Source organism: Stenotrophomonas mori (assembly GCF_023556335.1).
In the GTDB taxonomy this organism is placed as follows: domain Bacteria; phylum Pseudomonadota; class Gammaproteobacteria; order Xanthomonadales; family Xanthomonadaceae; genus Stenotrophomonas; species Stenotrophomonas mori.
This window is the reverse complement of the sequence record NZ_JAIKTS010000002.1, coordinates 74376-87876: the sequence shown is the minus strand read 5'-3', so window position 1 is coordinate 87876 and position 13501 is coordinate 74376. Positions and strand designations below refer to the sequence as shown.

At 69.9% G+C, this 13501-nt stretch carries 12 protein-coding genes; 3 read left to right on the top strand and 9 right to left on the bottom strand.

Translation table 11 applies throughout. The features are described from left to right. Window positions 1-66 precede the first annotated feature (66 nt). The 6 genes from K5L01_RS08050 to K5L01_RS08025 all read right to left on the bottom strand — a co-directional run bounded on the left by K5L01_RS08050 (window position 67) and on the right by K5L01_RS08025 (window position 8434). Window positions 67-2919: a TonB-dependent receptor plug domain-containing protein gene (locus K5L01_RS08050; protein ID WP_250063686.1), complete on the bottom strand. Its 2853-nt coding sequence runs from the start codon at window positions 2917-2919 to the stop codon at window positions 67-69. A gap of 230 nt (window positions 2920-3149) precedes the next feature. Then, window positions 3150-4457 (bottom strand): ABC transporter permease, encoded by a 1308-nt coding sequence (locus tag K5L01_RS08045; protein WP_250063684.1) that lies wholly within the window; start codon window positions 4455-4457, stop codon window positions 3150-3152. Between the two features lie 10 nt (window positions 4458-4467). After that, window positions 4468-5622, bottom strand: coding sequence for an ABC transporter permease (locus K5L01_RS08040; protein ID WP_250063682.1), 1155 nt, complete (start codon window positions 5620-5622; stop codon window positions 4468-4470). 12 nt (window positions 5623-5634) lie between these two features. Beyond that, window positions 5635-6321 carry an ABC transporter ATP-binding protein gene (locus K5L01_RS08035; protein ID WP_250063680.1) on the bottom strand — a complete coding sequence of 229 codons (687 nt, stop codon included), beginning with the start codon at window positions 6319-6321 and terminating at the stop codon, window positions 5635-5637. A 491-nt stretch (window positions 6322-6812) separates the two neighbouring features. After that, complete coding sequence (locus K5L01_RS08030; RefSeq protein WP_250063678.1) at window positions 6813-7106, bottom strand: hypothetical protein; 294 nt, start codon at window positions 7104-7106, stop codon at window positions 6813-6815. A 77-nt stretch (window positions 7107-7183) separates the two neighbouring features. After that, the gene (locus tag K5L01_RS08025) at window positions 7184-8434 is read right to left on the bottom strand and encodes an efflux RND transporter periplasmic adaptor subunit (RefSeq protein ID WP_250063675.1); all 1251 of its coding nucleotides are present in this window, start codon (window positions 8432-8434) and stop codon (window positions 7184-7186) included. A 403-nt stretch (window positions 8435-8837) separates the two neighbouring features. On the opposite strand from K5L01_RS08025, the gene K5L01_RS08020 reads away from it, so the two are divergent. The 3 genes from K5L01_RS08020 to K5L01_RS08010 are packed head-to-tail and all read left to right on the top strand — an operon-like array spanning window position 8838 to window position 11033. Then, on the top strand, window positions 8838-9227 hold the full coding sequence (locus K5L01_RS08020) for a hypothetical protein (RefSeq protein ID WP_250063673.1): 390 nt from the start codon (window positions 8838-8840) through the stop codon (window positions 9225-9227). Window positions 9228-9240: 13 nt separating this feature from the next. Continuing rightward, complete coding sequence (locus K5L01_RS08015) at window positions 9241-10434, top strand: sensor histidine kinase (RefSeq protein WP_250063671.1); 1194 nt, start codon at window positions 9241-9243, stop codon at window positions 10432-10434. After that, the gene (locus K5L01_RS08010; RefSeq protein WP_250063669.1) at window positions 10431-11033 is read left to right on the top strand and encodes a response regulator transcription factor; all 603 of its coding nucleotides are present in this window, start codon (window positions 10431-10433) and stop codon (window positions 11031-11033) included. The genes K5L01_RS08015 and K5L01_RS08010 overlap by 4 nt, the downstream gene beginning before the upstream one ends. A gap of 180 nt (window positions 11034-11213) precedes the next feature. Here the strand turns inward: K5L01_RS08010 and K5L01_RS08005 are convergent, their stop codons facing one another. The 3 genes from K5L01_RS08005 to K5L01_RS07995 are packed head-to-tail and all read right to left on the bottom strand — an operon-like array spanning window position 11214 to window position 13311. Beyond that, window positions 11214-11546 (bottom strand): TfoX/Sxy family protein, encoded by a 333-nt coding sequence (locus K5L01_RS08005; protein WP_250063667.1) that lies wholly within the window; start codon window positions 11544-11546, stop codon window positions 11214-11216. Window positions 11547-11552: 6 nt separating this feature from the next. Continuing rightward, entirely contained in the window at window positions 11553-12932 is a 1380-nt protein-coding gene (locus K5L01_RS08000) for a leucyl aminopeptidase family protein (protein WP_250063665.1), read from the bottom strand. A 55-nt stretch (window positions 12933-12987) separates the two neighbouring features. Further along, window positions 12988-13311, bottom strand: a complete 324-nt coding sequence (locus K5L01_RS07995) for a DUF1294 domain-containing protein (protein WP_250063663.1) — start codon at window positions 13309-13311, stop codon at window positions 12988-12990. Window positions 13312-13501 lie beyond the last annotated feature (190 nt).

Sequence of the window (13501 nt, the reverse complement as noted above, 5' to 3'; positions counted from 1 at the left end):
CGCGACGGCTCCGGAAACGGCAAAGGCACCTTGCGGTGCCTTTGCCTTGTTGCGGTGTCGCGGCGATCAGAAGCGCTGCTGGTACTTCATGTAGATGAAGCGGCCGATGTCGAAGCCACCGTAGTAGGTGAAGCTGCTGTTCGGCTGGCTGTACATGATCGGACCTTCGTGCTTGAAGACGTTGTTCACGCCCAGCGACACGGTGCCGTCCCACGGCAGGGCGTAGCGCACCTGCAGGTCGTGGAAGGTGTTGGAGCCGACCTTGCGGCTGGGCTGCATGTCCGTGTACCCGGAGCGGAAGTCCGGAATATTGCACTCCGGCCCGCCGTTCAGGTCGTAGGAGCACTTCTCCTTCATGCCCGAGTAGAAGCGGGTGGTCCAGCCGATGCCCAGGTCACCGTACTGCCAATCGAGGTTGAAGTTGGAGCGCACCCGGAAGTCGCCACCCCAGCCGGTGAACTGTTCCACCGGCGTGGTGTCCACGTTGTCGCTCTTGCGCGACAGGTAGTCCACGTAGGTGGTGTTCCAGTTGATCGCGAAGCGGCCGATGGCCAGCTCCGGCAGGCGGTAGCGGACACCCAGGTCGTAGCCCGCGGTTTCCTGGTAGCCGGCGTTGTTGAGCGAGCGGTTCATGCCGCTGACCTGGCCCTGGTTGCTGCCCGAGCCGTAGCGGGTGAAACGCGTACAGGCCGAATCGATGCCCTGCACGTAGCACTGGTTGAGGATGTCGGTGGCCGACTCGCCCACGATCACGTTGTTGATGCGGATCTTCCACCAGTCCAGGCTGACGTCCAGGCCCGACACGAACTCGGGGCTGTACACCAGGCCCACGGTCCAGGTCTTGGCGGTTTCCGGCTTCAGGTCCGGGTTGGAGCCGGAGGTGAAGTCGGTCACGGCCTGCGCACCGGAGGTGGTGGCGACCTCGCCGTCGCCGGTCTTCTGGCGGAAGTCCGGGCCCAGGCCGGCCGCGGCGCAGCGGGCGGCGACCGCATCGTTGCGTGCGGCGGCGCCGAAGGACCGGTCGCACGGATCGGTGATGCGGTCGCGGGTGGTCACCGTGCCGCCGTACAGGTCGTCCACGGTCGGCGCCCGGAAGCCGGTGCCGTAGGTGGCGCGCACCAGCAGGTCGTCGATCGGCTTCCACTTCAGGCCGAACTTGCTGTTGGTGGTGGAGCCGAAGTTGTCGTAGTCGGAGTAGCGGCCGGCCAGATCCAGCGACAGTTCGCGCGCGAACGGCAGGTCGGACAGCAGCGGCACCTGGAACTCGACATAGGCCTCATCGAGCTTGTAGGCGCCGCGGGTCGGCTGGCCGCTGGTGCCGGCGATCTCGCCCTTCTGCACCATCAGGTCCGGCACGTAGCTGGCTTCCTCTTCGCGGTGCTCGACGCCGAAGGCCATCAGCACGTCGCCGGCCGGCAGCGCGAACAGCGAGCCGGACAGGTTGGCGCTGGCCACCTTGGTGGTGCTCTGGATGTCGTCCTTGAAGCGGGTGAACAGGTAGTCGCGCACCGCCGGGTCGCCGAGCGAACCGACCGCGTCGCTGCCCATCGGGGCCAGCGGATTCCACGGCACGCAGCCCTGGATCACGTTGCCCGGGCTGCCGCAGCGGGCCACGCCGTCGGCGTCGATGAACGACGGCCCGACCGCGGTGTTGGCGTTGGGCTGGTACATGCTCTGCAACGTGTGGCGCTTGCCTTCGTTGCGGTTGTACATGTAGCTGACGTTCCAGTCCCAGTAGCGCTCGCCGGTCTCGAAGCTGCCTTCCAGGCCGAGGCTGGCGCGCTTGGTGGTCAGGCTGTTGTTGGTCGCACGCGGGTACTCTTCGGTGCGGTGCGCGAACAGCACGTCCTTGCCCCAGTGGTTGAAGACGCTGTCCTTGGACAGCGGCGCACGCGCGCCGGAGGCGACCTGGGCCGAGGACACCTGGTACGGGTAGCCCGCCAGCTGCTTGACCGACTCGCGCTCGCTGTACAGCACGTCGCCGACAATGCGCAGGTTGTCGGTGATGTCGAAGCCGCCGTTGGCGAAGGCCGACTTGCGCTGCAGCGAGGACAGCAGCGTCATGTTGGTCTTGGTGTTGGCCTGCGGGAACTGGCCGGTGGGGCGGAAGTTGCCCACGTCCGAGGGGTCGCCGCCGGGGCCGACGCTGAGCTTGCTGCCGTCGACGTCCACCCAGCCCCACTGCGTGGTGCCGTTCAGGCCGTCGTTGGGGTGGTACGGGCCGTTCGGGTAGGCGGTGAACTCGCGCGCGCCGCCCAGCACCGGGTCTTCCTCGACCTTCTCGGCGCCGACGGTGATCCAGCCGCGCTCGAAGGTCTTGCCGTAGGTGGCGCTGTAGGAGTGCTTCTGGCCGTCGCCTTCGCTGTACTGGCCGATGTAGGCGTTGGCCTGGCCGCCGTCGAAGTTCTTGCGGGTGATGATGTTGACCACGCCGGCGATGGCGTCCGAGCCGTACAGCGCCGAGGCGCCGTCGGTCAGCACTTCCACGCGTTCGACGATGGCCGAGGGGATCGAGCCGACGTCGGCGTAGCCGCCGGCGCTCACGCCCATGCGGCGGCCGTCGATCAGCACCAGGCTGCGCTCGGGGCCGAGGTTGCGCAGGCTGACGAACATGCCGCCGTAATCGCGGCCCGAGGACAGCGCCGACGCGCGGCTCAGCGCCGGCGCACCGGCGGCGGTGACGTCCTGCAGGATGTCGGCGACGTTGACGTAGCCCTTCTTCTCGATCTCGGCCCGGCTGAGCGCGATGACCGGCTTGGCGGTTTCGAGATTGGCCTGGCGGATGCGCGAGCCGGTGATCTCCACGCGGTCCAGGGTGGTGGTGCCGTCGCTGTCGGACTGTGCGAGGGCGGGGGCGCTGCAGCCGGTGGCGAGTGCCAGCGCGATCGCAGAGCGGAGGGGGGTGGACTTCAAAGACATCTTCGGGGGTTTTCCTTTACTGACTACGAAATGAACGGATGCGATCACCGCGGGGGGAGGGGCGCGGCATCCGTCGTTACGCCGTCGCGCCACCTCCGGAGGTTTCTCCGGCGGGGCGCATGATGGACCATACGGATAGATGCGCGAAGGAAAAGTTTCCGCCATCCCGTCGCGGCGACCGGCGTGCGGTCGGTGCGGCGGCGCCCCGGACGCCGCCGCGCCGGGCGCGTTCAGGTTTCGCGCAGGGCCGTGGTGATGGGCAGCCGCGCCGCCCGCAGGGCCGGGAACAGGCCGCCGGCCAGGCCGATGCCCAGCGCCCACTTCAGCCCGCTCCACAACAGTCCGGGGGTGACGTGGAACTTGAACACCACCGCGCTGAAGTTGCTGCCGATGGTGGAGACGCTGTAGCCGTTGAACACCAGCCAGGCCACGGCGCAGCCGAACAGGCCGCCGGCCAGCGCCAACAGCAGGGTCTCCAGCATCACCGCGACGACCACCGGCAGGCTGCGGAAACCGATCGCGCGCATGGTCGCGATCTCGCGGGCGCGGGTGGCCACGGCCGCGTACATGGTGTTGAGCGCACCGAACACGGCGCCGATCGCCATGATAGCGCCGATCACCGTGCCCAGGACGCTGACCAGCGTGTTCAGTCCGCCGGCCTGCTTGCGGTAGTAGTCGCCGGTGGTCTCCACGTCCAGCTTCAGGCGCGGGTCCGCGGCCACCGCCTCCTTGAACCGCTGGAAGCCGGAGGCGCCCTCGGTACGCACGCTGATCGACTGCCAGGCGCCGCGCTGGTAGGTCGTGGCCAGGGTCTGGGCATCGGTCCACAACTCCGAGTCGTGCGCGTCGCCGGACGCGAACGTGCCCACCACCGTCCAGGCCTGGTTGCCGAGGGTCAGGGTCGCGCCGACCTCCATGTCGCGGAACTGGCCGCGCGCACCCTCGCCGACCACGATCTCGCGCAGTCCGGGCTTGAACGCGCGGCCCTCGGTGATCCTCACCTTGTCGTGCACCGTCCAGGCCATGTCGCCGACGCCGCGGAACTGGGCGTTGACGTCGGTGCCGTCGCCACGGGACACCAGGTTGACCACCTGCGACAGTTCCGGGGACAGCAGTGCCCGTCCCTCGGGGTCGCGCGCCACCCCGGGAAGGTTGCCCAGCAGCGGCACCTGTTCGCGGGTGATGACCGAGTTGGTCTCGGCCTGCGAGCCGCCGCGCAGCACGATGGCGGTGGTGTCGTCGCCGGTGCTGTTGAGCGTGGCCCGGAAGCCTTCGCCCATCGCCAGCATCGCCACCAGCACGCCGACCACGCCGGCGATGCCGACCACGATCACCGAGGAGGCGCCCCAGCGCTGCGGCAGGCTGGACAGGCCGATGCGGGTGGCGGCCAGCGCCAGCCGCCCGCCGCGGCTGAGCGGCAGCCACAGCGCGATGGCGACGACCACGGCCAGCACGCCGACCCATGGCAGGGCGATCCACAGGACGAGGCCGATGGCCAGCACGAGGATCACCACGGCATTGGAAACGAATGTCTTCATGCTCTTCTCCTCAGCGTCCGGCCAGCGCGTCGACGATCTTCAGCCGCTTGGCGCGCAGCGCCGGCAGCACGCCCACCACCAGGCCGATCAGCACGATCAGCCCCAGGCCCATCAGCCAGGTCTGCAGCGGTACCTGCGGTGGCAGCATGCCCATGGTCCTGGGGGCCATCGCCGGCAGCGCCAGCGCCGCCAGGCCCAGGCCGATCGCGCCGCCCAGGCCCACCAGCAGCACCGACTCGACCATCACCAGCATCAGCACCGTGCCGTCCTTGAAGCCCAGCGTCTTCAGCGTGGCCAGCTCGGGGATGCGCTCGCGCACCGCCTGCGCCATGGTGTTGCCGGTCAGCAGCAGCAGGGTGAAGAACACCGCACCCATGATCGAGGTGACGATCATGCCGATGTCGGCGAACTGCTTGATGAAGGCCTGCTGGAACGCCGATTCGGTCTGGCTCTTGGTCTCGTGGTCGGAGTTGGCCGAGATCGCGTCGATGGCCTGCGCCACGCGCGAGGCATGGTCGGGGTTGTCCAGCGTCACCGTGTACCAGCTGACCTGGTTCTTGATGTAGTCGTTGGATTCGTCGAAGTACTTCCAGTTCATCATCAACTGGCGTTCCTGGTTCTCCGCGGTGGCGGTGTCCGCGTGGAAGATGCCGACCAGCTCCAGTGGCCAGTCGTTGCTGCCGCCGCGCGGGAAGATCGTGGCCTGCATCGGGAGCGTGTCGCCGATCTTCCAGCCGAACTCCCGGGCGAGCGAGGCGCCGACGATGGCCCCGGTGCGGGTAGTGCGGAAGGCGTCGAGCTGGTCGTCGGGAATCTCGAGCTCGCGGTAGATGTCGAAGTAGTTGGGTGCCACCGAGAAGCTCGGGAAGAAGTTCTTGGGGTCCTGGTAGATGCCGCCGAACCACATGCCGTAGGTGACGTCGCGCACCCCGGCCACTTGGCGGATCTGCGGTTCCAGCCGGATCGGCAGCGACTGGGTGATCGACAGCCGCGAGGCGACGACCAGGCGGTTGGCGCCGGCGACGCTGCCGCCGCTGGTGAACGCCACCCGCACCGAATCGAGCATCCCGAACAGCAGGAACGCGGTGACCACCGACAGCAGCGTGAACAGCGTGCGGGTGCGGCTGCGGAACAGCTGCGCCCATATCAACGAGAAATAGTTCATGACCGGGCTCCCTCAGTGCGCCGGGGCGTCGGCCAGCTCGCCCTTGTCCAGGTGCACGGTATGGCTGGCGTACTCGGCCGCCTTCGGATCATGGGTGACCATGATGATGGTCTTGCCGTGCTCGCGGTTGAGCAGCTGCAGCAGGCCCAGCACCTCTTCCGCACTTTGGCGGTCCAGGTCGCCGGTGGGCTCGTCGCAGATCAGGAAGGTGGGGTCGGAGACGATGGCGCGGGCGATGGCCACGCGCTGCTGCTGGCCACCGGACAGCTCGTTGGGGCGGTGGTCGCGGCGATCGGCCAGGCCGACCAGGGTCAGTGCGATCTGCGCACGGCGCTTGCGGTCGCCGGCCGACAGGCGGGTCAGCAGCAGCGGCAGCTCCACGTTCTTCTGCGCGGTCAGCATCGGCATCAGGTTGTAGAACTGGAAAACGAAGCCGACATGGTGGCTGCGCCAGGTGGAGAGCTGCCCGGCACTGAACTGGTCGATGCGCTGGCCCTCGATGGCGATCTGGCCGCCGCTGGGCGTATCCAGCCCGCCGATCAGGTTGAGCAGCGTGGTCTTGCCCGAGCCGGAGGGGCCCATCAGCGCGACGAAGTCGCCCCGGGCGATGTCCAGGTCGATGCCGTGCAGCACCTGCACCTTCTCGGGGCCGCGCTGGTAGGTCTTGGTGATGTTGCGGAGGGTGACGAGGTCGCTCATGGGTGGTCCTCTGCGGGTGATGCGGTGGATGGTGGGCGCTGCCGCGCCGTTCTGCTTTCATCCTCCCGCCTGGGGCGGGAGCGGGTGGATGGATGTGATGCTTCGGCGGTTGCGGTTGCGGTTGCGGTTGCGGTTGTTGCTTTTGCTTCCTGCTTCTGACTTCCCCGGCCGTAGAGCGGGCCGAGCACCGCAGCGGGACAGGGGGCGAAGAGGCGCACGTGTCTGAGCGAAGCGAGTTGTGCGCCGTCCCCCTGGCCCGCGAGGAGCGCAGGGAACCGATGCGGCGAAGCCGCATCGGCTCGCGGCCCGGCCCGTGTTTCTTTTGGCTACCTTTTCTTTGCACGAGCAAAGAAAAGTAGCTCGCGCCCCGAAGGGGAGCGAAAGCTCTTGATCCTGCTTCAGCCGTTGCTTGGGCCTTGGCTTTGGAAAGAAGCAACAACCAAGGCGGAAACATGAAAGCAGAGCTTTCACTCCTGCTTCGCAGGAGCGAGTTACTTCTCTTTGCTCGTGCAAAGAGAAGTAACCAAGAGAAAGCACGCCCCTGCCTCCGCGCCCTCCGCGCCTGCGGCACTCCGGGTCCACTCCGCCGGCGGGATTTTTCTACGCGACATCCCTGTCGCGTAGAAAAACGACGTGCATCCCTGCACGTCGCCCTTCGGGTTCTTCCCGCCGGCTCCGTCGCTGCGGAAGGGGACCCGGAAGTCAAAAGCGACGAGCAACAGCAGAATCACGGGCAACAGCAACAGCAACAGCAACAGCAACAGCAACAGCAACAGCAACAGCAACAGCAGAATTCGAGGTGGCTGCCTGCTGGGTGGTTCGTCAAGCGACGCCGGGCGTCACACGGCCCGACCACTGCGCATCACCGCCCCGCGTCGCCGGCCAGCGCCACCTTGTCGCCTTCCTTCAACGCCGGCGGCGGGTCCACCACCACCGTCTGTCCCGCCGACAGGCCCGACAGCACCTGCCGGTCCTTGCCCATCTCCACTCCGGTCTTCAGTACCTGCGCCTGCACCGTGTCGTCGCCGCCGACCACGAACGCCACCGCGTCCGGGCCGCGCTGCACGATCGCCGCCGCCGGTACGCGCACGCCTTCGGGTTTCTTCTGCCCGGCCTCGGTCGGCTTTTCCAGGAAACTCACCCGCACGCCCATCTCCGGCACGATGCGCGGGTCCGTCACCTTCAGCGCCACGCGCACCTTGACCGTGGCCTTGCCGCGGTCGGCGGTGGGAATGATCGCGATCACCTCGGCCGGGATCTTCCAGTCCGGGTAGGCGTTGAGCACGGCTTCCACCGGCATCTTCGGCTGCACGCGGCCGATGTAGGCCTCGCCGACCTCGACCTCGATCTCCAGCGAATCCATGTCCACGATCGTGCCGATGCCGGTGCGGGTGAAACCGCCGCCGGCCGACAGCGGCGAGACGATCTCGCCCGGCTGCGCGGCCTTGGCGGTGACCACCCCGGAGAACGGCGCACGCACCACGTTATTGTCCACGCCCAGGTCGGCGATGGCCAGCGCGTCCTGCGCGACCCGGGCGTTGTGGCGTGCGGTGGCCAGCTGCGCACGCAGGCTGTCGCGTTGGGCGACGGACTGGTCGTACTGCGAGCGCGACACCAGCTGCCGGCCCACCAGCTGCTGCAGGCGCTGGGCGTCCGCGTCGGCCTGGCGCAACTGGGCCTGCAGGCCGTCGACCTGGCTGCGCGCGGCATCGAGCTGGGCAGCGTTGAGCGCGCGCTGCGCGTTGGCGTCGATCGGGTCGAGCGTGGCCATGACCTGGCCTTCCTCCACGCGCATGCCTTCCTCGATCATCACCTCGCGCACCTTGCCGGTGATCTTGGCCGAGACCGTGGCCATGCGTCGCGCCACCACGTAGCCGCTGGCATCGAGCACCGAGGCGCTGGCGCTGTCCTGGCCGATGGCGACCACCGGTGCGGTCTCCACCACCACCGGCGTGCCGCGGCTGAAGAAGATGCCGGCGGCGATCGCCAGCAGCAGGGCCAGCAGCAGGCCGATCACCCACCACAGCCAGCGGCGTGGCGAAGACGGGCCGGGTGCCGCCGGTGCGGAACGGTCGATACGCAGTTCCTTGAGCAGGTCGGAAGAGGTGTTCATCGGAGACAGGACGGTGTCCGCGGGAAGAAGTGACGGAAGGTACTCCAAACCGGTGGGACAGGCCCGCCGGCGACGGGGTCCGATTCTAGGCAACGCCCGCGCATGGCGCAGGTGACGGGTGTCACCCGCTTCGCCTGACCGCCCGCACTGCAGGGCGGTGGCGCGCTCCGATACCTTGGTGCCCTTGCCGGGCGGAGCGGGCGGATGGGCGTGAACGACGGGGGACTGGCCAGCCTGCGCGGCGTGCGCAGGCAGCATGGCGCGCTGCAGGCGCTGGCTGGCGTGGGCCCGGACCTGCACGCCGGGCAGGCCCGGGCCCAGCTCGGCGCGCACGGCGCCGGCACGGCCCCTGGCATCGGCCTGCTGCGAGCCGATGCCGGCCGGTCCGGCCGGCAGGAGGGTGATGGCGATGCCGCTGGCCGCGCTGGCCACCATCCTGCTGCAGACGCCGGGGCGGATCCTGGCGGACGTGCGGCCGCGAGCGGTGCAGGTGCGGCGGCCGGCGCTGGTCTGCGCACTGGGCCGGCTGCCAGGCAGGCCGGTGAAGGGCCGGTGCGCGCCGGCCATGGGCAACCTGCCGTACCCGCCGATGGCCTTCCTGTCCGGGCTTGGGGTTCCTGCTGCGGATGCCGCCGCCGCGGGGCGGCGCGCGGGCGCAGTCGGCGGTCGGCTTCGATACCGGCAACGCCTGGCCGCAGCCGTGGTGGCTGGCCGTATTCATCCTGGTGGTCCCGGCCATCGCCATGCGCCGCCCGCGCCGGTATGGCTGATGGCATCATCGGCGCCTGCATGACAGGAACCGCCCCGTGAACCACCGCCATCTCCCTGCGTGGCTGGAGCCCGCCCCCGATTCGGTGGTGGCCGACAACCTCAGGCTCGGCAAGTGGCCGTGGACCGATGCCGTGCATCTGCTGTGGACGGTCTGGGTGTTCATCACCCCGATGTTCGGTGGCGGTTTCACCCTGCGCTGGGCGCTGATCACGCTGTGGTCGTATCCGCTGTTCATCCTGCTCTTCGTGATGACCCTGGTGGCATCCCGGCGCAACGCCCCGCTCTTCGCGCTGGCGATGGTCGCGCTGGCGACGGTGCTGCTGCGCAGCTATCCCTCGGGCATGAACTACTTCGTGTTCGGTTGCGTGATGCTGCGCTACAACCGCTGTATCGGCATGCGCCGGTACCTGCTGGAGCTGGTACTGCTCAACGCCGGTTTCGTCTCGCTGGCCTGGTGGATCGGCTATCCGTGGCAGGCCGTGGCCTGGATCCCGGCGTTGACCGTGGGCATCGGCCTGATCGTCAACGTCGAACGCGCGAGCAGCGAGAAGGACGCGGCGCTGCGGCTGTCGCACGAGGAAGTGCGGCGCCTGGCCGCCACCGCTGAACGCGAGCGTATCGGCCGCGACCTGCACGACCTGCTCGGCCATACCCTGTCACTGATCACGCTGAAGATGGAGCTGTCGCGCAAGCTGTTCGAGCGCGACCCGGCGCGTGCGCAGCGCGAGCTGGCCGAGGCCGAGCAGATCGCGCGCGACGCGCTGGCACAGGTGCGCAGCGCCGTCACCGGCTTCCGCGCCGCCGACATGGTCGCCGAGCTCGCCTCGGCGCACCTGTTGCTGGAATCCTCGCGGGTGCACCTGCGGCATTCGCCGCCGCCGCCGATGCCCGCCTGGATCGAGTGCGGGCTGGCGATGGTGCTGCGCGAGGCGGTCACCAACATCGCCCGCCATGCGCAGGCGGGCGAGGCGGTGATCGCCGTGCGCGTCGACGCCGGTGCCGTGGTGCTGGAGGTCGGCGACGACGGCCGCGGTGGCGTGTCCGCCAACGGCAACGGTCTGGCCGGCATGCGCGAACGGGTGGCGGCGCTGGGCGGCACCCTGCGGATCGACTCGCCGCGTGGTGGCGGTACGCGGTTGACGGTGACCGTGCCGCTGGGAGGCGGAGGCGCGCCCATGGCTTCTCCCGTTTCCGACCCTGATCTGACCGCCAGGGAGGCGCGCGCATGATCCGCATCCTGCTGGCCGAAGACCAGGCGATGGTGCGCGGCGCGTTGTCGGCGCTGCTGAACCTGGAGGCCGACATCGAGGTGGTCGGTGCCGCCGCCGATGGCGAGGCGGCATGGTGCGAACTGCAGCGGCTGAACCCGGACGTACTGGTCACCGACATCGAGATGCCCGGCCTGACCGGGCTGGAACTGGCCCAGCGCGTGCAGCGCCACGGGTTGGCGACGAAGGTGGTGATCGTCACCACTTTCGCCCGCACCGGCTTCCTGCGCCGCGCGCTGGACGCCGGCGTGCAGGGCTATCTGCTCAAGGACGCACCGGCCGAGAAGCTGGCCGAGGCCCTGCGCCAGGTGCATCGCGGTGGCCGCGCCATCGACCCGCAGTTGGCGGTGGAGGCCTGGTCCGAGGCCGATCCGCTCAACGACCGCGAGCGCCAGGTGCTGCGCCTGGCCGGCGAGGGCCGTTCGGCCAACGAGATCGCCGAGCAGCTCGGGTTGTCGCATGGCACCGTGCGCAACTACCTGTCCGAGTGCATCGGCAAGCTGGGTGTCGCCAATCGCATCGAGGCGTATCGGCTGGCGCGGCAGAAAGGCTGGCTGTAGCGCCGGGCAAGGCCCGGCGGGGCGTTGGTCGGTGATGCCGCAGCGGGGCATTGCCCCGCTCTACAAGGTGGCGGGGGCGGTGGTGCTGGGCGGTGGCCCGGCGGGGCATTGGTCGGTAATGCCGCAACGGGGCATTGCCCCGTTCTACGGGGGCCGCCGGGAACGTGCGCCGGCGGCCGGTCAGCGCCGGGCGCGCTTCGTTCTCGGCTTCGGCGGCAGCATCAGCTCCGCGGTGCGCAGGATCAGTTCGCGCAGGCGGTCCGGGTCGTCCAGCAGTTCGTCGGCCACCGGGTACCCCTTCGCGCCCGGGTAGGGCGGCAGCCGCGGCAACTGCGGCGCGAGCTCGTCGGCCGCGGCGGAGGGCTTGACGAACAACCGGTTGTCGCAGGCGAAGGCCACTCCCTTGTCGTCCACGTAGAGCGCGTACTCGCCGAACAGCCTGCGATGGGTGAGCCGCGGGCCGAGCGCGATCTGCTCGGCCACGTAGTCGACGAAGCCGCGGTCGGTGGCCATGCGGGCTCAGCCGCCGTAGCGGGCCTTGAGCATCGCCCAGGCCGAGCGCAGTGCCAGTGCTTCGCCACCGGCGGGCCGGCCGGGACGCTCGCCGTCGTTCCATGCATACACGTCCAGGTGCGCCCACGGCAGGCCGGGGTCCACGAACCGCTCCAGGTACAGCGCCGCGGTGACGCTGCCGGCCATGCGCGAGCCGGCGTTGGCGAGGTCGGCGATGCCGCTGTGGAGATAGCGCAGGTACGGCCGCCACAACGGCATGCGCCAGACCGGGTCGCGGGTGCGGTCGCCGGCCGCCAGCCACTGCTGGGCGAGCGTGTCGTCGTTGCTGAACAGCGCCGGCAGGTCCGGTCCGAGCGCGATGCGCGCCGCCCCGGTGAGGGTGGCGAAGTCGATGATCGTCGCGGGCTTCTGTTCGCAGGCGTAGGTCAGCGCGTCGCACAGGATCAGGCGGCCTTCGGCGTCGGTGTTGTCGATCTCCACGCTGAGGCCCTTGCGGGTGGTGATGACCTCGCCGGGGCGGAACGCGTCCGGTCCGACGGCGTTCTCCACCGCCGGCACCACCAGGGTCAGGCGCACCGGCAGCTGCTGGGCCATGACCAGCCCGGCCAGCGCCAGCGCATGTGCGGCGCCGCCCATGTCCTTCTTCATGTTGCGCATGCCGTCGGCCGGCTTCAGGTCCAGCCCGCCGGTGTCGAAGCACACGCCCTTGCCGACCAGCGCCAGGTGCGGGGCATCGGCCTTGCCCCAGCGCAGCACGATCAGGCGCGGTGCGCGGTGCGAGGCGCGGCCGACGGCGTGGATGGTGGGGAAGTTCTGCTCCAGCAGTTCGTCGCCGGCGATCACCTCCAGTGCGCCGCCGTGGGCGTCGGCCAATGCGCGCGCGGCATCTTCGAGCTGCTGCGGGCCCATGTCCTCGGTGGGGGTGTTGACCCAGTCGCGCACGCGCAGGCTGGCGGCGATCAGGTCGCACACCTCCTGCGCGGGGGCTGCGGCCAGCTGCGCCGGTGCCCGCGTCGGGGTGCGGTAGCGGGCGAAGCGGTAGCTGCCCAGGCCCCAGCCCAGGTGCAGGTTGGCCAGCGCATCGGCATCCAGCCCGCCTGCCAGCTGCCAGCGGCTGCCGGCGGGCAGCGCGAACGGCGCATGCGCGTAGGCGTAGGCGTCGGCGCGATCGCCCACGCCGAGCACCGCGCCGGCGATGCCGTCCGTGCCCGGCAGCAGCACGGCGCTGCCGGCGGCGGCGGTGAACTGCTGGTTGTCGAGCCAGGCGCGGACAGCCTCCGGCTGGGTCTCGCGCCAGGCGGCGAAGGCGGCCGTGTCGAGGACGTGCAGCGGGCGGGCACCGGTGGTGTCGGAGGTGAAGCCGGTGGGAAGCGAGGGATGGGTCATGGGGGCATTCCTGGTAGTCGGGGGGACCGGCGGCGCAGGGCCGTCGGCGCGGGGATCACGGGGGGCTGGGAAGGGCCGGCAGCAGCCAGAGGAGCGCGGCGCAGTTCAGCAGCAGGGTGAGCCAGAACACGCACTGGAAACGGAGCTTGCGGGTCTTGTGGCGGTAGCGCTGCTGGGCGAGCAGGCCGCCCGGCCAGCCACAGCACAGGTCCAGCAGGTGCAGGGTGCTCTCCGGCGTGCGCTGGCGCCCGCTGGCGGCGGCCCGCTTGTCGTGGCGGTAGGCGAGGAAGCTGGCCAGGCCCATCGCCGCGTAGGCCACCGTGACCGCGGGCGGCCAGGCCTGCAGCAGGCTGCCGGCGGCCAGGGCGAGCAGCGCCACGGCCAGCACGGCGCGCGGCAGGTGGTCCTGCAGGGGCGCACGGTGGTGGCGTGCGGGTATTCCCGCCGCGTTCCGCCGCCGCGGTGTTCCGCGCCCTGCACCGGCCGCGGAGGCGGGGCCGGTCGCGTCCGGCCGCCGCCGCGTGCGGCCAGCGGGTGCGGGGGGCTCGACGGAGCCGCGGCCGGCGTGG